The following is a 17,433-nucleotide window of genomic DNA, read 5'->3' on the forward strand; positions in this document are numbered from 1 at the left end:
AATGAGACAAATAGCCATTATTTCTTTATGTATACTTTATAGTTTAATTTCCTATTCTCAGAACGATACATATATTATAGGAAACTATGAATACGTATCGCTAAAACCTGCATCTGAAGAATCAAAAATAAAAATTACAACTATTGTCAATGAAGTTGAAGAAACGACTCCTCCGCAACAAAAAAGAATGGATTCCTTACAATCTTTAAGAGATAATGATCCTAGATTTTCAAAAGTTTATCTTCACTTCACAAAAAACCATACGACAGAATATAGATTTGGCTTGGGATTAAAAATAAAGTCGAACAATAAAAAAAAGGTATTATACAAAGGTATATACCCGACTTATGAGGTAATTGAAAAGAAAGGGGATTCTATTTTTGTTTTGGACAAGCAATTTAATTCTAAAGCTATTCTTATTAAGACTCACATTGATTTATCAGATTATCCAGTTCAGGAAGTAGATTAAAAAAATCCAAGCTAAAAAATGATTCTTATTTGATATTAAGAATACTTTTACTAATTGTACATTTTAGAGGACTAGAATCTCAATCCCATACTATACTGGGAAGAGCAGGATTGATTTAAAGAAATGAAAGCCCCTTCAATTATTGTCTGTTCGAACGCAGTCGAGAATTCTATAGCAAATGACTATTCGTTAAAACTAATTAGAAATGATGAAAAACATATTTACAATTTTAATTATTCAGTTATTCTTTGTGACACCTATAATTGCACAGAATAAGTCTATACAAAAAAAGAATACGGAATATGTTGGAGAATGGAAATCATATTTATCAGACAAAACAACTTTTCAATACTTAAAACTTAACATAGACGGAACAGGAATTAAGGCTATTGGCAAAACAATTAATGGGAAAGACACTATATTAAGCAAAGATTACTCATTTTTAAAAATTACTAATTGGCAAATAAAAAAGAAAAGACTTGTCATTCAAACTGAACACAATTTAAAATATAAACCAAATAATGTTTATGAAATTAAATTTGCAAATAAAGATAGTATTACTTTATTGGGGGATCATTTTAGGTTAGGCATTTATCCTTCTAGATTAAATAAAGATGTTTTTAATAGAATAGTAAATTATACAAATTCAAAAATATTAAAAGGCGATTATGGTGTAAAAACTCAAACTTGTCTGCAGGAAATAAAGCTTTTTGAATTTAAAAAAATTGATGACAATTTTATTTCTGCAAAATACATTGGGTTTGATGACATAATCCCTCATATAGTTGGTTGTACACAAGACTATGAATTTGTATCTAATTACATAGATCCAGCATATGAATTAAAACTACCTAAAGGGTTTGATTCTTGGTCGTTAGGCTTAGGGAATAACAATCTCATTATTTCTTTCACAGACAAAAGTGATACAACAAGTGAGACCTCTATATCTATTAACTATGACTTTAAAGATGAAAATAAAAAACACTACTTCAAACAAATTGAAAAGGGAAAAGAAATTGAAAACAAAATAATATTTGCAAACAAAGAATTATATCAATTTATAAACTGGCAAAAGAAAATATCTGGAAAAATATTTTATGATAATCATATTTATATTTCATATTATACTTTTGATAAAAGTAAAGAACAAATATTAAAAGAATGCATATCATCTTTTAAGTATAAAAACTAATCACAACAATTCCTATAGAACGTATTCACTTTGTAAGATGAAAACGTCATATACAACAAAGAGTTTTCGACTACGCTAGAATAGATAGTATAAACTACATACTATTACTATTTCGCTTTATTCTTCTCCTCAATCCACTTAGACATAAATTTGGTGCTTTGTAGGGTGTGATGTAACAACATCTGTCCTGTAAAGTTATCTTGTCTATGAGTTGTCAATGTATTTTTACACTTTGTGATTACATCATAAAAACCATCTTCAAAATCTACTCGTTGAAAACGATTATTGACAAGTATACGTCCATGATCCTGCGCTACTTGCCACAGGTTTTCATTTGTGTATAAGGCTGTGGCCGCTTTCGCGAAAGCGTATACATCATCTTTTACATATCCTCCCCAGGTAAAATCTCCTTGCATCGCCTCTGCTCCTACTTGAGTTGTCACATTGGGTGTTCCACATTGCATAGCATCTATAAACTTCCCTTTAAGACCTGCACCAAAACGCAAGGGAGCCAATAATACTTTCGCTTTTGAAATAACTTCTTTGGCATCTTCGGCTCTTCTTTTTACATAAAAACCTTCTTTAGGATTGTGCAGCTGCAATACTTTCTCTGAAGCATAGGCTCCATACACATGTAATTGTGCGTCAGGAATCGCTTTACGTATTTCTGGCCAGATGATTTGTTTAAGTTGTAGGGTGGCATCCCAATTAGGCGCATGTAAAAAATTACCTATGCAGATAAAATGATTCCGTTCTTCAAAAGGGATAAAGTCTCCTAATACGGGTGGCAATAAAAAGGGCAAATAATGTAACAAGCGCTCAGGGACTTTAAAAAACGTCTGAAGTAATTCCATTTCATACTCAGAAATCATCAAGGTAAGATCACACCTGTAGATACTTGCTATTTCTCGTTTGGCAACATCAGAAAGGAGATCACTTTCTTTAAAAACACGATTTTCCTTCACTGCTTGGTGCCGTGCTTTACGTAAACAATGCAAATCTTCTGTATCGAGTATTCGCAATGCATCTGGGCATTGTTGCGCGACTCGCCAACCAAATTGCTCTTCGACCATAAACCGATCAAAAAGCACCAAATCTGGATTCAGTTCTTTGACGAAAGCATCAAAACTGGTATCATTTAAGGCGACTGAGGTCGTATCAATTCCTTTTTCTGTCAGATCTATAGCATATTCACTAGGAGATGCTGTCGACGCATAGGTGATGTTCCAATTTTTAGAAAGAAACACATCCATTAATTGCAGCATACGACTTCCCGCTGCTGACGATTGTGGCTCTACCCAAACACTTGAAATGATTACTACGTTCACAGGGTAAAAATAAGGAATAGATCATCTTTAAAGCTATTACATGAAATAAGAAAGTTCAAAGTTTCAAATTTTAGGTTTCAAAAAATCAAATTGTACATTTCAAAAATAGAGTATTGGTCTATTTTCAAACCGGGATTTCGATACTATTTGTTTTCTGCCTTTCGACGAAATCAAATCACTCAATCTCCTTACTCACTATTTTAAATTCCAAATCACAAAAAAGCAAATCGTAAACAAAAAATTCGGGATTTCGATACTATTTGTTTTCTGCCTTTCGGCGAAATCAAATCACTCAATCACCTTACTCACTATTTTAAATTCCAAATCACAAAAAGGCAAATCGCAAACAAAAAACTCGGGATTTCGATACTATTTGTTTTTCTGCCTTTCGGCGAAATCAAATCACTCAATCACCTTACTCGCTATTTTAAAATCCAAATCACAAAAAGGCAAATCGCAAATTCTTTTTTCTCTTCTCTATTTTCTATTTCTCTGCCTTTCGGCGAAATTAAATTTAGCACTCTCTTCTATCATTAAAACGGAAGCGAAGTTATAAATGTTTCAAAATATTTTGAAAGTTCAAAAATAGTAGTATCTTTGACATATGAAATTTGAAGAAGCAAAATCAAAATTTATTCAAACTTGGGGAGCACTCGGTTCACAATGGGGTATTAATAAGACCATGGCACAAATACATGCTTTATTAATGATATCACCAGATCCTTTAAGTATGGAAGATATTATGGAAGAGCTTCATATTTCTAGAGGAAATACGAGTATGAACTTACGATCACTTATGGATTGGGGGATTGTTTTTAAAGAATACAAGCCCGGAGAGCGAAAAGAGTTCTTCTCTGCTGAAGGAAATATAGATGAATTGGCTCGTAAGATTGCTAGAGAACGTAGTCGTAGAGAAATTAAACCTACGTTAAGAGTGTTACAAGATATTAGCACCATAGATGGAGAAGAGTCTACAAAAGCTGCACATTTTAAAGCCAAGACAGAAGAGTTGTATGATTTTGTTTCTAGAGCCGATAATATGTTAGAAAAGATTACAGAGCAAAAAGAAAACTGGATTACAAAAACCATATTAAAATTAATGCGCTGATAAGTATTGAACTATTTTTTTAATTATAAGTTTCAATATTTTCTGAAACTTTCAAACATTCTGATTATGCAAACACTATTTAAGATTAACAAAGTGATTATGATTATAAACGCTATCCTATTTATCATCCCTTATTTTGGTCTCTTATTCATGATCATAACTGGAATATCACAACTTACATTATTCCTAATATATGTGTCGAAATGGAAATTAATAGCTACAGAACTCAAAAAATATTTTATCTCTTATGGAATAGTAGCATCCATATCAGTAGGCCTTCTTATCATCAGTAACAAATTTAGTAATGGACAGGATGCCCTTATGATTATAAGTATGCTCTTAGGTGGGATTTTAAGTCTATGTTTTTTATATCTGTCAAAAAAACAATCTACTTATTCCAATCATATTCATATAAAACACATCTACTCATGAAAACTACAAGAATCATCAACTACTTTTTAATGGGACTAGGTATCCTCTTAAGTTTATTAGGATTTATATCAAGCGGATTTTGGATGATAACTGCTATATATGCATTCTTTCTTGGCCTTTTTCAAGGGCTTACAGGGATCATTCTTTTTATGTACAAACCTTTTAGCACTCGTTTTCAATTATACACGGGAGGTCTATTATTATTTTTAGGAAGCTGTTACTTGCCTTGGGGAAAAAGCTGGATGCTTTTACCTATTCCTTTATCGCTTTATTTCACCTTTATGTTATATACTATTAATCCCAAAAAACTATGAATTTTTCAATTCCAAATTGGCTTATCGTTTTAGGAGGTTGTGGTCAAATATTTACAGCGCTTATCTATCCTTACATACGTCATCGTGTTTTTGATTGGTATACAGATGTAAAACAATTAAAACCGCTCAATCAAGAAATTGCAAAAACGTATGGACGCTATATTCAAGGTCTTAATTTTTCTTTTGGATTGATTGCCTTGTTATTGACCGAAGATCTTAAAAACCAAACGCCCTTAGCATTGGCAATCACGGGATTAATCGGAGCTTACTGGGTAGGGAAAGTAGGTACTCAAATAGCGTATTACCCCATGTATGAAATCCCACAGGAGCCCATTTTTAAAATAGGAAGTTATTGTATGAATACGCTATTTGTACTTTTTGCAGTTGTCTTTACAGCGCTATTTATACACAATCTTACAGGAATTATTTAAACACTATCATCATGAGTATTCCACTATCACATACTACTCGTACAGCATTTAAAAATACACATGCTACTCGTAAAGAAATAAAAACATTTTACGATGAAGCTACAGAAGATTATACATTTTGGAGTCAAGATTTCAATATGCATTTTGGGTATTTCTCCTTTGGGAAAACTAATGTATTAAGGCGTGATACAATGCTTAATGAGATGAATTCTCAAGTATTAAAAAGACTAGAGCTCTTAGCTTCCAAACAATTTGTAGCAGATCTAGGATGTGGTATGGGAGGAACCATGCGTCACTTTTTACATAGACATTCTTTATTATCTATGATAGGTGTCACCCTATCTGATTTTCAAGCAATCGAAGGAAATAAACTATTAAAGAAGTATCCTGCAGTTATTGTGAAAGAAGACTTTAGAAACACATCTATAGCTTCTCATAGTGTTGATGGCGCTATTGCAATGGAAAGTTTTTGTCATACTGGACATAGTCTTAAAACGCTCAAGGAAGCACACCGCATTCTTAAACCTGGAAAACGACTCGTTATAGGAGATGCCTTCTTAAAAAAAACACCCGATCAATTATGTTTGGGAAGCTCTTATAGTTATAGAAAGCTTTGCGAAAAATGGAGCTTAGAAGGTCTTGGAGTTATTAATAATGTGAAGCGTGATTTAGAGAACATAGGATTTTCTAAGGTTACTATAGATGACATTTCTCCTCGGGTAGCACCTTCTGTATTTCACGTACCCTTTGCAATTCCTTTATTTCTCATAAAAAAACTATTGAAAAGAGAACCTATCAAAAAGCAAAGTTGGGATAATCTAAAAGCTTCTTTTTATGCATTGACTTCTGGATTACACATGAAAGACTTTGGCTATTACCTCATCACCGCAGAAAAATAATAGGATTATGAAACATATATAAAAAATTAATTTATGGTGGATGATCATCACTTCTATACTATACTTAAGTATTATTGGAATGATCATAGGTGGATTATTTCAACTCATTTTAGGAATCATACAACTCCTCTCTTTTTGTATTTATATCGCAAACTGGTCAAAAATAGCAACTAGATTAAAGCAACATTTTATCATATATGGAGTCTTGACTTCTCTATTAATACCTTTCTATTGTTTTGCTACTACAGAAGTATTTATAAATACCTTAATTGGTTATTCAGCAATCCTTGCATTCTATTTTTTATATATCGCATACAGTCAATATAAATACGTAACATATGAATTATAACATCCTCTCTTATCTTATTTATGGGTGTATCATGGTATATATCATATACAAAGTTGGACTCATTTGTTATCATAATGGGAATATCTTTGTCTTACATCTTATGCCTACCAATGCACAACTATGTTTATATATAAACAATATACTATTAACAGGATACTACTTAGTAAACATAGGATATGCTGTGTATAGCATCTCAACATGGAATACTGTAAAAAACTCTTATAACATCATTGACACAATAGCATCTCACATAGGAAGCATTGTACTCATTTTAGCAGTATTACACTATATGAATATTATCGTATTACAACTCTTTTTTACATCACAAAAACAACACATTTAAATACAATTATTATGGAAACTTCAAAAATCATCATTGGTTATTTTATTTATTTACCAGTTATCATATTACTCACCTTTTTTGTTTCAAAAACCTTATTTAAGAATGGTCGCATTTTTATGATCGAAATCTTTAAAGGTCGAGAAGAGATTGCACTTTCTACCAATCGGCTTTTCGAAGTCGGGTTCTATTTATTAAACCTAGGATTTGGGCTCTCTATACTAAGAATTGAAAGTTATCATTTTGATGAGACGTATCAAGAGCTTATAGAGGTGTTAAGTACTAAAATAGGTGGTTTTTCTATATACTTAGGCGTTATGCTATTCCTGAACTTATTCTTATTTTTAAGAGGTCGTAAAAAATCAAAATCTACGATTATTCAACGCGTGCAAGGCCCTACAGTAACACAATAACATTTTAAATTTCAATCAAATGAAAAAGCTCATCATTGCAGGCGGCACAGGTTTTCTAGGCTCTGTTATCACTTCTTATTTTAAAGACACTGTTGACGAAATTGTTTTGCTTTCGCGCCTGCCTGCCGGCAGGCAGGAAAGCACTATCAAAAACAATTGTAAAACTGTGATTTGGGATGCCAAAACGATAGGTGATTGGGCTGCTGAATTAGATGGCGCAGATGTCCTTATAAATATGACAGGAAAATCTGTAGATTGTAGATACCATCAAAAAAACAAAGACCTTATTTTAAATTCTAGAGTAGACAGTACTAATATTCTTGGTGAAGCTATTGCTTTAGCTAAGAAACCACCAAAAGTATGGTTAAACTCATCTACAGCTACGATATACAGGCATTCATTAGATAAAGAAATGGATGAAGAAAACGGCGAAATCGGTGAAGGGTTTTCTGTACATGTAGCAACATCATGGGAAAAAGCATTTTTTGAAGCTAATACCCCAGTAACAAGAAAGGTGGCTTTACGTACTGCTATTGTATTAGGTAAAGAAGGAGGTGCATTACAACCTATGGTTACGATGACAAAACTCGGTCTTGGAGGAAAACAAGGTTCAGGTCATCAAAAATTTAGTTGGATTCACGAAGATGATTTTGTAAAAATTATAGACTTTTGTATTAAGAATGATCAGCTATCTGGGGTTATGAATGTAGTCTCTCCAAATCCATCTGATAATCAGACACTCATGAGATTGTTACGTAAAACTCTCAAAGTACCTTTTGGAATACCTGCTCCTAAACCAATATTAGAAATCGGTGCATTTCTAATTCGTACAGAAACTGAACTATTATTAAAAAGTCGAAATGTAATCCCCAAACGATTAGTAGAACATGGGTACACATTCTCTTATCAAGATTTAGAAACTACCCTTAAAGAATTAACCGCATGACCGTAATTACATTGCATACACATATTAACAGTACAATTAAAGAAGCTTTTCAACTCTCATTGGATATTGATTTTCATAAAAGAACAGCCTCTCAAACAGATGAAGAAGCTATTGCTGGAGTAACCTCTGGAATCATAAAGTATAATGAAACGGTTACTTGGAGAGGAAAACACTTTGGTGTATTTCTAACACACACGTCTATTATATCTGCTTATGATGCACCTACCTATTTTGTAGATGAAATGATAGAAGGTCGTTTTAAATCTTTTAGACATCAACACTATTTCGAACAAAAAGGAGAGGGTGTTTATATGAAAGATGTCATTACGTATCAAACTCCCTATGGGATATTCGGAAAGTTATTTGATCGATTACTTCTTAAGAAACATATGACAGATTTTATAGCAAACCGAAATTCAATTTTAAAAAATGAATTAGAGAAAAATAACTAATCATTAAAAATGTTTAGTAAAAAAGGCAAGCTGTGTGTGGTGCAGGCTTGCCTTTTAAGCTATCAAATAAATAGTAAATTTTATTCTATAATTATTTTCTTAGTAGTCGTCCCTTGGTCTGTTGTAAGTTTCAAAAAGTAAATTCCACTATTTGCTTTTTTAGCAATATCTACATCAAATAACTGTGTATTACTTAACGTAGTATTTCTAGAAATAGAGGCAAGTAATCTTCCCGTCACTGTGTATACATCTATCACCACCGCTTCACTTTGCACATCATTCATACGTATACTCATAACACCATTACTTGGATTAGGGAATATCGACACTGTTTCGCTAAAAGGGACAGCAACCTCATCTACAGCTAATGTTTCTGCTTGTACTAGAATCATATACCCTTCACAAGCTCCCAATATAATATCCAAAAGGCCATCATTATTTATATCTATAAAGTCCTGATCATAATTTCCTATGTTCCATATATTATCTTGTCCATCATAAGGATCGATAATATCACCTCCAAAAACACCTTCATTTTCAAACAGTGTAAATGTCCTAATACCACCATTTTGCCCTTGATCTGTAGAGGTATCACAAGGCGGTTCATCTGTGTCTACACTTGCAATAGTAACATCTTGATCACCATCTCCATCTAAGTCTACCATTTTTACATTACCTCCCCATACATCTGTACGATCTGATGTAAGCATTTGTTGTGTATATGTTACATTCTGATCTACTTGTATAGCCCCTGTATAAGCTATATAGTCCTGAAAATCATCTACAACATAAAAATCTAAATCACCATCATCGTCTAAATCACTTCCTGTAAACATGTATGGAGCTTGCCCAGGAAATCTTTGAAAATCTGTAAAGGTTCCATCTCCATTATTAAACATCGTAAATAAACCTTGATCGTTAAAAGGAGCCACAGGGCCTCCGCCTACCCCTAGACATTTGATAATATCTAAATCACCATCATTATCTACATCATGAAACTCTGTTGCAGTTCCAAAACTAGACGTTCGCATAATTCCCATACGACTTTCTGCTTCTTCTGTGAAATTACCGTTCCCATCATTTATATATAAGACATCTAAAACTGGTCCCGTTTGACTATAATTAACCATATATATTTCTGGATAATCATCTCCAGTAAGATCTCCTGCCACCGCTGCACAAAATTGAATAACATCTATAGTCAGTACTGGAAGTCTTGTATCTGTTTGATCTTCTAATCCTAACCAATTCCCATCAGTATCATTCCCTCTATTCATATACAATTTAGGTTGATCTTGAAATGTATTTACTATAAAAATATCCATCCACCCATCTAGATCTATATCTACCGTAATGGCATCTCTAGCATCTGTAGGATCTGATAAAAATTCTGGAGCCAATGTATCCGTTTTATCCTCTAGTACTCCATTACCATTATTCATCAATAAAAGATCTGTCTTGGCTCCTTCAAAAGAGAAAGGCGTTTTTCTCACAACTACCAAATCCTGAAAAGAATCATTATCAAAATCTGCAACAAGAAAATCCTTTTCCATATCATCTACGACATTAGCATTTTCATTATCACTTATTGTTGAAATTACAATCCTATCCTCTGTCTCATCATCAAAATCTAACCATTGGGAGAAAGCTGATGTACTTGTTAAAAAAAATAGCAATGCACTTATTAGTGGTAATAGTTTTTTCATAGCAATTTGTTTTAGAGTAAAAATAAAAAAGCATAGCAACTTTTAGTATTTTTCATAGTGTATACATCTATAACAGTTCAAGCCTATAAATTCCTAGTATCATTCATTTTATAATTGAAAATACTGTATAATTTTTAACACGTTTACATATTATTTGTATAAAATTTATATAAACAGTGTCAATTTTCTCAAAATTGTTATTTTTGCGTGAACCCTCGATAAAATCGGCTATGCCATCAAACCAAATAGATCCTACAAAATGGGTCGATCAATATTCAGATTATTTATTTAATTACACCATTGCTCGTGTGAATGACAGAGACATGGCTCAAGATTTAATATCAGAAACTTTTCTTGCTGGTCTTAAATCTATGAAAAACTTTAAGGGAGATGCCAGTGAACGTACTTGGCTCATATCTATCTTAAAGCGTAAGATTATTGATCACTACCGTAAATCAAACTCTAAAAAAGGAAAAGCAGAAGTCCATATTAATTATAAAGATGACGAAAGCGAAGGAGACTGGTTAGAAGAACGTGTAGCAGATCCATTTGATAAAACAGCAGAAGATCAAATTCAAAATGAAGAATTAGGAGAAGCTATATATAATTGTTTATCAAAGCTTCCAGAAAAACAAGCAAGTATTTTCAGAATGAAAACAATAGACGGATTTGATACTGAAACAATTTGTAATGAATTCGATATTACTCCGTCTAACTTTTGGGTTATCATACATAGAGCACGTACAGCTATGGCAAGTTGTATGAAAAAGGACTGGTTCTAAGTACCCAAAATTATTAAGAAAAAATACATATGAAAGTAAAATTAGAATGTCACGAAGCAAATCATATATGTGACAAAAATCAATACAAAGAAGCTGGTTTCCTTGAAAAGGTGAAACTCACTTTTCACTTGCTGTATTGTAGAGCTTGTAGAACATATACTGCAAACAACACAAAACTGACAAAAGCAATGAACAACCCTAAAGTAGAAACAGTAAGTCAAGACGAGAAAAACGCTCTTAAAGAAAGACTTGCTCGTGAATTAGGACAATAAAGAATATAACAAACACAGTAAACCAAACCAAATCATAGGCAGCCCTTCCACAAAAAAAGAAGCATAATATTTATATTGTTTATCTGAAGACGCTATCAGCAATATCGCTGAAGTTATACATATCAAACACAAACTAAACGCATTATTATATTGGAACTCATCTTTTAAAAATTCTAATATAAATAACACTACAAGTAAACCTATTCCTAAAAGCTTAGTACGTCGTATCCCTAGACTTTTAGGAATAGTATTAATATCTTCTCGATCATAATTTAGATCTCTTATATCAAACGGTAATGTAATCACGATAATAAATAAAAATCGTTGTACAAAAGAGATCCATACAGCCACTTTCATATCTTGCATCCCATCTATAACTGGTAATAACGTAGTTACTCCAGCCCATACAATAGCAATTGTATACATTTTTGCACCATAAAACGAACGTAAATTACGCTTTCGCGAAAGCACAGGCAGCGCGTACAACAATGTTAATACTCCGAAAACACCACATAGTAACAACACATCAAAAGAAAGTTGGGTAGCATAATAAACCATACAAACAAATGATACCAGTGAAAATAATTGAATAGCTCGTAAGGATTCTGTGAGGCTTAAATGATGTAGTTTAGCTAAGCTTGAATACTTGATAAAGTTATACCCTGTTATACTTGCAAAAAAAACAAAAAAAACAAATTCTTTGTGATAGGAAATGTTGAAAGTTTCATAGGTAACAAAAACCAATGAAACTACTGCTAAACTCACATGTATACTACTATTGATATAAAAATCAAAAATACGTTTCAACCATTTCATTAAACAAAAATAAGATAACTGTTAATAAGCTTGTAAAATCGTTTACAACTTACATAATTGTGATCTCAAAAGATATATTTTTTACACTTATAAATTGTAATTTTGTTACTTAAAAATTCAATCCAATATGAACACTGATTCATTTGCTTTACGCCATATCGGCCCTAGAAGATCTGATCTTCCTTCCATGCTTCAAAAAGTAGGTGTTGAAACAATAGACCAACTCATTTTTGAAACCATTCCTGATAACATTAGATTAGAGCGACCACTTGCTTTAGATCCTGCAATGAGTGAGCATGAATTTGCAGCACATATTCAAGAACTTGCTTCTCAAAATAAAGTATTCAACTCCTATATTGGTTTAGGATATCATCAAGCAGTTACACCAGCGGTAATACAGCGTAATATCTTAGAAAATCCAGGATGGTATACTGCTTATACACCATATCAAGCAGAGATTGCCCAGGGAAGACTAGAAGCGTTGCTTAATTACCAGACAATGATCACAGATCTTACTGGAATGGAATTAGCAAATGCATCATTATTAGATGAAGCAACAGCTGCTGCAGAAGCAATGGCATTATTATTTGCAGTTCGTAGTAGAGATCAGAAAAAAGCTGGAATTTCAAAATTCTTTGTTTCTGAAGAAATATTACCTCAAACACTGTCATTATTACAAACAAGATCAACACCTATAGGTATTGAACTTGTGATTGGAAATCACGAAAACTTTGACTTCTCACAAGATTTCTTTGGAGCTATATTGCAATACCCAGGAAAATCAGGACAAGTACATGATATTGCAGAATTTGTAAATCAAGCAAATGAAGTCGGTATTAAAGTAGCTGTAGCAGCAGATATTTTAAGCCTCGTAAAATTAAGAGCTCCCGGAGAAATGGGTGTAGATGTTGTCCTAGGTACAACACAACGTTTTGGAATTCCATTAGGATACGGAGGACCTCATGCTGCTTATTTTGCTACAAAAGAAGCTTATAAACGTAATATACCTGGACGTATCATAGGTGTTACAAAAGATACGAACGGTAACCGCGCTTTACGCATGGCACTTCAAACAAGAGAGCAACATATAAAGAGAGATAAAGCAACATCAAATATTTGTACTGCACAAGTATTACTTGCTGTAATGGCTGGAATGTACGGCGTATATCATGGTCCAGAAGGATTAACTCATATCGCAAATAAAGTACATAATACTGCTGCAACACTCGCAGATGCTTTAGAAAAATTAGGATTATACCAAACAAACACTGCATATTTTGATACTATTCAAGTAAAAACAGATAGTAAGAAAGTAGCAGCAATCGCTAATGAAAATGCAATCAATTTTTACTATCCAGATGCAGATACCGTAGCTATTGCTATACATGAAGCAACTACGTTAAAAAATCTAAATACAATTATTGCTGTTTTTGCAAAAGCATTAGACAAGCCTACTATTGAAATACAAGAACTTATAGAAGGATCAAGTATTTCTGGAGGAATTGCTCGTGACACTAGTTTCTTAACATTACCAGTATTCAATAGTTATCATTCAGAAACAGAGCTAATGCGCTACATTAAAAAATTAGAGCGCAAAGATCTTTCTTTAAATCATTCAATGATTTCTTTAGGATCATGTACCATGAAGTTAAATGCTGCTTCTGAAATGCTTCCATTAAGTAACCCACAATGGGGAAATATCCATCCTTTTGCTCCTTTAGATCAAGCACAAGGATATCAAAGCATGTTAAAAAAGCTAGAAGAGCAACTTACAGAGATTACTGGTTTTGCAGGAACATCCCTACAACCTAACTCTGGAGCTCAGGGTGAATATGCAGGCTTAATGGTAATACGTGCTTATCACGAATCAAGAGGCGATGCTCATAGAAATATATGCCTAATTCCATCTTCTGCCCATGGAACAAATCCAGCAAGCGCAGTAATGGCTGGAATGAAGGTAATTGTAACAAAAGCATTGGAGAATGGAAATATCGATTTAGATGACTTACGTGCAAAAGCCGAAGAACACAAAGATAATCTAGCAGCATTAATGGTTACATACCCATCTACACATGGGGTATATGAAAGTGCTATTAAAGAAATTACAAGTATCATCCACGAAAATGGAGGCCAAGTGTATATGGATGGCGCAAATATGAATGCACAAGTAGCACTTACACATCCAGGCGCTATTGGTGCAGATGTTTGCCACTTAAACCTTCATAAAACTTTTGCGATACCTCATGGAGGAGGAGGACCTGGTGTTGGCCCTATCTGCGTTGCTAGTCAACTAGTACCTTTCTTACCATCAAATCCAGTGATTACAACTGGAGGAGAAAAAGCCATCACAGCAATATCTGCAGCCCCTTGGGGATCTGCCTTAGCTTGCCTTATATCCTATGCATATATTACTATGCTAGGAGAAAACGGTCTTAGAAAATCTACGGAATATGCTATCTTAAATGCTAATTACATCAAAGAGCGTTTAGATGGGCATTACCAATGTTTATATACAGGAGAACGTGGTCGAGCTGCTCACGAAATGATTATAGATTGCCGTCCGTTTAAAGCAAATGGAATTGAAGTAACTGATATAGCTAAGCGCCTTATGGATTATGGATTCCATGCGCCTACAGTGTCTTTCCCTGTAGCAGGAACTATCATGATCGAACCAACTGAAAGTGAAAGCAAAGAAGAGCTTGATCGTTTTTGTGATGCTATGATCAGTATTAGAAAGGAAATTGATGAAGCCGCAAGCGACCCAAATAATGTGATGAAAAACGCACCACATACACTGACTATGCTAACTGCCGATTCATGGGATTTTCCATACACAAGAGAAAAAGCAGCATACCCATTATCATATATCGCCGAAAATAAATTTTGGCCTACAGTAAGACGTGTAGATGATGCATATGGAGATCGTAATTTAATTTGTACATGCGCTCCGATTGAAGAATACATGGAAGAAGCATAATGCATTTTGAAACGCATTATATAATAGCAGGTATACACATACCTGCTATTTTTTTAAGTATTCATAAAAAAAAATAAAAAATGAACTCGCAATAATTGATCTTTTACTATTTCTTTATAAATAGTAAAAAATTCATAAAAATATAATCATAAATTCATCTTGAATTAACTATTCAATTGAGTTTCATTACTTTTACCAAATACTAACAAAAAGTCCATATATGGGTATTAAGATTACAGGAATAGGAAGTTATATCCCTAGCGCGGTTGAAAAAAATGAAGATTTTAATAACCACTTATTTCTAAATAGTGATGGCTCTTCTATAAAACATGAAAACACGATTATTATAGAAAAGTTTAAAGCTATTACTGGGATTGAAGAACGCAGGTATGCTAAAGATCATCTTACTTCTTCAGATTTAGGTTTTTTTGCAGCTGAAAAAGCAATTTCTGATGCCGATATAGATCCTGAAACGATAGATTATATCATTGTTGCCCACAACTTTGGAGATGTACAAAAGGGCAGAGAGCAAAGTGATCTTGTCCCAAGTCTTGCATCTCGTATAAAGCATAGTTTACGTATTAAAAACCCTCGTTGTGTTGCTTATGATATTCTATTTGGATGTCCTGGATGGATCGAAGGTGTTATACAAGCACAAGCATTTATTAAAGCTGGAATGGCAAAACGATGTCTTGTCATTGGAACAGAAACTTTATCTCGTGTAGTAGATCCGCACGATAGAGACAGTATGATTTATAGTGATGGTGCCGGAGCAACTATTATAGAAGAGGATGCAAATAATGAGACAGGCATTCTTTCCTTTGAATCTGCAACCTATACATATGACGAAGCTTATTTCTTGTTTTTTGGAAAATCAAATAATCAAGAAGAACCCGAAGATACTAGGTATATAAAAATGCATGGTAGAAAGATTTATAATTTTGCATTAACACATGTTCCACAAGCTATGAAAGTTTGTTTAGATAAAAGTGGAGAAAAAATTGAAAACGTAAAAAAAATCTTTATTCATCAAGCAAATGAAAAAATGGACGAAGCTATTTGCGAACGTTTTTTCAAATTATGTGAGCATCCTATGCCTGAAAATGTAATGCCTATGAGCATTCATAAATTAGGAAATAGTTCTGTTGCCACAGTACCTACTGTATTTGACCTTGTGATCAACGGTAAAATAAAAGATCAAGAAATACATAAAGGTGATTTAATCATATTTGCTAGTGTTGGTGCTGGCATGAATATTAATGCAATTGCCTATAGATATTAACACGGGACTCCCCACAAAATGAGGTTTAAAAAACCAACATAATGATGGATGTCTACATAGTCATACCATGCCATAATGAGGCTACACTTATCTCTCAAACATTAGAGTCATTAGTTGCGCAAACGGTATTGCCTAAAAAAATTGTCGTTGTTAATGATCATAGTACTGACAATTCGGAGGAGGTGATATCCGCTTTCGCGAAAGCGTACCCATTCATATCTCTTGTAAATTCTAATGCCGAAGCACAACATTTACCAGGCAGTAAAGTAATCCAAGCATTTCAAAAGGGATTAGACACTTTAGACAACAACTATGATATTATATGCAAATTTGATGCAGATCTTATCTTTCCCCAAAAGTATATAGAAACCATTATTTCTCATTTTAAACAAGACTCCAAAGTGGGTATGGCTGGAGGTTTCTGTCATATAAAAAAAGAAGAACAATGGGTTTTAGAAAATCTCACTAATAAAGATCATATAAGAGGCGCTTTAAAAGCATACAGAAAAGAATGCTTTACACAAATAAATGGTCTCAAAACTGCAATGGGCTGGGATACCATTGATGAATTACAAGCCAAGTATCATGGATGGCGTATTGCAACAAACGAACAACTCGCTGTAAAACATTTAAAACCTACAGGAAACACCTATACAAAAGCAGCTAAATATAAACAAGGAGAAGCTTTTTACGGCATGCGATATGGTTTTATACTCACTACGATTGCTTCGTTAAAACTAGCATTTCGCAAAAAGAAAATAGGATTCTTTTTTGATTATATGAGTGGTTTTTTTCGCGCAAAGCGAAAGCAACAACCGTATCTTGTTTCTAAAGAAGAGGGCATCTTTATTAGAAAATTAAGATGGAAAGGTATTATTTCTAAAATAACACCCTAAATTCTTAACATTATCCTGATACTATCGCC

Annotated in this window: 20 protein-coding genes; 17 read left to right on the plus strand and 3 right to left on the minus strand. The window is 33.3% G+C overall.

The genetic code is table 11. From position 1 onward, the window contains the following. Position 1 precedes the first annotated feature (1 nt). Positions 2–469 carry a hypothetical protein gene (locus Q1A01_RS16845; RefSeq protein WP_299683322.1) on the plus strand — a complete coding sequence of 156 codons (468 nt, stop codon included), beginning with the start codon at positions 2–4 and terminating at the stop codon, positions 467–469. Positions 470–674: 205 nt separating this feature from the next. Next, a complete protein-coding gene (locus Q1A01_RS16850) occupies positions 675–1,661 on the plus strand; it encodes a hypothetical protein (RefSeq protein ID WP_299683324.1) in 987 nt (328 codons plus the stop codon). A 107-nt stretch (positions 1,662–1,768) separates the two neighbouring features. On the opposite strand, the gene Q1A01_RS16855 is transcribed toward Q1A01_RS16850, so the two are convergent. Beyond that, positions 1,769–2,989, minus strand: coding sequence for a glycosyltransferase family 4 protein (locus Q1A01_RS16855; protein WP_299683326.1), 1,221 nt, complete (start codon positions 2,987–2,989; stop codon positions 1,769–1,771). A gap of 604 nt (positions 2,990–3,593) precedes the next feature. Here Q1A01_RS16855 and Q1A01_RS16860 point away from each other — a divergent pair. The 10 genes from Q1A01_RS16860 to Q1A01_RS16905 all read left to right on the plus strand — a co-directional run bounded on the left by Q1A01_RS16860 (position 3,594) and on the right by Q1A01_RS16905 (position 8,673). Beyond that, positions 3,594–4,097: a MarR family transcriptional regulator gene (locus Q1A01_RS16860; protein ID WP_299683328.1), complete on the plus strand. Its 504-nt coding sequence runs from the start codon at positions 3,594–3,596 to the stop codon at positions 4,095–4,097. 66 nt (positions 4,098–4,163) lie between these two features. Further along, the gene (locus tag Q1A01_RS16865; protein ID WP_299683330.1) at positions 4,164–4,529 is read left to right on the plus strand and encodes a hypothetical protein; all 366 of its coding nucleotides are present in this window, start codon (positions 4,164–4,166) and stop codon (positions 4,527–4,529) included. Continuing rightward, entirely contained in the window at positions 4,526–4,843 is a 318-nt protein-coding gene (locus Q1A01_RS16870; RefSeq protein ID WP_299683332.1) for a hypothetical protein, read from the plus strand. Before Q1A01_RS16865 ends, Q1A01_RS16870 begins: the two co-directional genes overlap by 4 nt. Continuing rightward, on the plus strand, positions 4,840–5,274 hold the full coding sequence (locus Q1A01_RS16875; RefSeq protein ID WP_299683334.1) for a hypothetical protein: 435 nt from the start codon (positions 4,840–4,842) through the stop codon (positions 5,272–5,274). Before Q1A01_RS16870 ends, Q1A01_RS16875 begins: the two co-directional genes overlap by 4 nt. Positions 5,275–5,285: 11 nt before the next feature. Beyond that, positions 5,286–6,173 carry a class I SAM-dependent methyltransferase gene (locus Q1A01_RS16880; RefSeq protein ID WP_299683336.1) on the plus strand — a complete coding sequence of 296 codons (888 nt, stop codon included), beginning with the start codon at positions 5,286–5,288 and terminating at the stop codon, positions 6,171–6,173. Between the two features lie 40 nt (positions 6,174–6,213). Next, positions 6,214–6,522 (plus strand): hypothetical protein, encoded by a 309-nt coding sequence (locus tag Q1A01_RS16885; protein WP_299683338.1) that lies wholly within the window; start codon positions 6,214–6,216, stop codon positions 6,520–6,522. Then, positions 6,512–6,865, plus strand: a complete 354-nt coding sequence (locus Q1A01_RS16890) for a hypothetical protein (protein ID WP_299683340.1) — start codon at positions 6,512–6,514, stop codon at positions 6,863–6,865. The genes Q1A01_RS16885 and Q1A01_RS16890 overlap by 11 nt, the downstream gene beginning before the upstream one ends. An 11-nt stretch (positions 6,866–6,876) precedes the next feature. Then, positions 6,877–7,275, plus strand: a complete 399-nt coding sequence (locus Q1A01_RS16895) for a hypothetical protein (RefSeq protein ID WP_299683342.1) — start codon at positions 6,877–6,879, stop codon at positions 7,273–7,275. A gap of 19 nt (positions 7,276–7,294) precedes the next feature. Continuing rightward, positions 7,295–8,221 carry a TIGR01777 family oxidoreductase gene (locus Q1A01_RS16900; protein ID WP_299683343.1) on the plus strand — a complete coding sequence of 309 codons (927 nt, stop codon included), beginning with the start codon at positions 7,295–7,297 and terminating at the stop codon, positions 8,219–8,221. Next, positions 8,218–8,673 (plus strand): SRPBCC family protein, encoded by a 456-nt coding sequence (locus Q1A01_RS16905; RefSeq protein ID WP_299683345.1) that lies wholly within the window; start codon positions 8,218–8,220, stop codon positions 8,671–8,673. The genes Q1A01_RS16900 and Q1A01_RS16905 overlap by 4 nt, the downstream gene beginning before the upstream one ends. A gap of 80 nt (positions 8,674–8,753) precedes the next feature. Here the strand turns inward: Q1A01_RS16905 and Q1A01_RS16910 are convergent, their stop codons facing one another. Further along, the gene (locus Q1A01_RS16910) at positions 8,754–10,379 is read right to left on the minus strand and encodes a T9SS type A sorting domain-containing protein (RefSeq protein ID WP_299683347.1); all 1,626 of its coding nucleotides are present in this window, start codon (positions 10,377–10,379) and stop codon (positions 8,754–8,756) included. A 230-nt stretch (positions 10,380–10,609) separates the two neighbouring features. Here Q1A01_RS16910 and Q1A01_RS16915 point away from each other — a divergent pair, with 230 nt between their 5' ends. Continuing rightward, positions 10,610–11,161 (plus strand): sigma-70 family RNA polymerase sigma factor, encoded by a 552-nt coding sequence (locus Q1A01_RS16915; protein ID WP_299683349.1) that lies wholly within the window; start codon positions 10,610–10,612, stop codon positions 11,159–11,161. Between the two features lie 29 nt (positions 11,162–11,190). Continuing rightward, positions 11,191–11,433 (plus strand): hypothetical protein, encoded by a 243-nt coding sequence (locus Q1A01_RS16920; protein ID WP_299683351.1) that lies wholly within the window; start codon positions 11,191–11,193, stop codon positions 11,431–11,433. Here the strand turns inward: Q1A01_RS16920 and Q1A01_RS16925 are convergent. Then, on the minus strand, positions 11,422–12,249 hold the full coding sequence (locus Q1A01_RS16925) for a hypothetical protein (RefSeq protein ID WP_299683353.1): 828 nt from the start codon (positions 12,247–12,249) through the stop codon (positions 11,422–11,424). The genes Q1A01_RS16920 and Q1A01_RS16925 overlap by 12 nt on opposite strands. A gap of 127 nt (positions 12,250–12,376) precedes the next feature. On the opposite strand from Q1A01_RS16925, the gene gcvP reads away from it, so the two are divergent. The 3 genes from gcvP to Q1A01_RS16940 all read left to right on the plus strand — a co-directional run bounded on the left by gcvP (position 12,377) and on the right by Q1A01_RS16940 (position 17,404). Continuing rightward, positions 12,377–15,226: an aminomethyl-transferring glycine dehydrogenase gene (gene gcvP, locus Q1A01_RS16930; protein ID WP_299683355.1), complete on the plus strand. Its 2,850-nt coding sequence runs from the start codon at positions 12,377–12,379 to the stop codon at positions 15,224–15,226. A gap of 220 nt (positions 15,227–15,446) precedes the next feature. Then, positions 15,447–16,508 carry a 3-oxoacyl-ACP synthase III family protein gene (locus Q1A01_RS16935; protein ID WP_299683356.1) on the plus strand — a complete coding sequence of 354 codons (1,062 nt, stop codon included), beginning with the start codon at positions 15,447–15,449 and terminating at the stop codon, positions 16,506–16,508. A 44-nt stretch (positions 16,509–16,552) separates the two neighbouring features. Beyond that, positions 16,553–17,404 (plus strand): glycosyltransferase family 2 protein, encoded by an 852-nt coding sequence (locus Q1A01_RS16940; RefSeq protein ID WP_299683464.1) that lies wholly within the window; start codon positions 16,553–16,555, stop codon positions 17,402–17,404. Positions 17,405–17,433: the final 29 nt, after the last annotated feature.

This window comes from uncultured Dokdonia sp. (assembly GCF_947492815.1).
Taxonomy (GTDB): domain Bacteria; phylum Bacteroidota; class Bacteroidia; order Flavobacteriales; family Flavobacteriaceae; genus Dokdonia.

Excerpts from the sequence above, each read along its gene's own strand:
- Q1A01_RS16935 (WP_299683356.1), top strand. The coding sequence starts at position 15,447 with ATGGGTATTAAGATTACAGGAATAGGAAGTTATATCCCTAGCGCGGTT.
- Q1A01_RS16880 (WP_299683336.1), top strand. The coding sequence starts at position 5,286 with ATGAGTATTCCACTATCACATACTACTCGTACAGCATTTAAAAATACA.
- Q1A01_RS16885 (WP_299683338.1), top strand. The coding sequence starts at position 6,214 with ATGATCATCACTTCTATACTATACTTAAGTATTATTGGAATGATCATA.
- Q1A01_RS16920 (WP_299683351.1), top strand. The coding sequence starts at position 11,191 with ATGAAAGTAAAATTAGAATGTCACGAAGCAAATCATATATGTGACAAA.
- Q1A01_RS16895 (WP_299683342.1), top strand. The coding sequence starts at position 6,877 with ATGGAAACTTCAAAAATCATCATTGGTTATTTTATTTATTTACCAGTT.
- Q1A01_RS16890 (WP_299683340.1), top strand. The coding sequence starts at position 6,512 with ATGAATTATAACATCCTCTCTTATCTTATTTATGGGTGTATCATGGTA.
- Q1A01_RS16915 (WP_299683349.1), top strand. The coding sequence starts at position 10,610 with ATGCCATCAAACCAAATAGATCCTACAAAATGGGTCGATCAATATTCA.
- Q1A01_RS16850 (WP_299683324.1), top strand. The coding sequence starts at position 675 with ATGATGAAAAACATATTTACAATTTTAATTATTCAGTTATTCTTTGTG.
- Q1A01_RS16860 (WP_299683328.1), top strand. The coding sequence starts at position 3,594 with ATGAAATTTGAAGAAGCAAAATCAAAATTTATTCAAACTTGGGGAGCA.
- Q1A01_RS16940 (WP_299683464.1), top strand. The coding sequence starts at position 16,553 with ATGGATGTCTACATAGTCATACCATGCCATAATGAGGCTACACTTATC.
- Q1A01_RS16925 (WP_299683353.1), bottom strand. The coding sequence starts at position 12,249 with ATGAAATGGTTGAAACGTATTTTTGATTTTTATATCAATAGTAGTATA.
- Q1A01_RS16845 (WP_299683322.1), top strand. The coding sequence starts at position 2 with ATGAGACAAATAGCCATTATTTCTTTATGTATACTTTATAGTTTAATT.
- Q1A01_RS16870 (WP_299683332.1), top strand. The coding sequence starts at position 4,526 with ATGAAAACTACAAGAATCATCAACTACTTTTTAATGGGACTAGGTATC.
- Q1A01_RS16910 (WP_299683347.1), bottom strand. The coding sequence starts at position 10,379 with ATGAAAAAACTATTACCACTAATAAGTGCATTGCTATTTTTTTTAACA.
- gcvP (WP_299683355.1), top strand. The coding sequence starts at position 12,377 with ATGAACACTGATTCATTTGCTTTACGCCATATCGGCCCTAGAAGATCT.
- Q1A01_RS16900 (WP_299683343.1), top strand. The coding sequence starts at position 7,295 with ATGAAAAAGCTCATCATTGCAGGCGGCACAGGTTTTCTAGGCTCTGTT.
- Q1A01_RS16875 (WP_299683334.1), top strand. The coding sequence starts at position 4,840 with ATGAATTTTTCAATTCCAAATTGGCTTATCGTTTTAGGAGGTTGTGGT.
- Q1A01_RS16865 (WP_299683330.1), top strand. The coding sequence starts at position 4,164 with ATGCAAACACTATTTAAGATTAACAAAGTGATTATGATTATAAACGCT.
- Q1A01_RS16905 (WP_299683345.1), top strand. The coding sequence starts at position 8,218 with ATGACCGTAATTACATTGCATACACATATTAACAGTACAATTAAAGAA.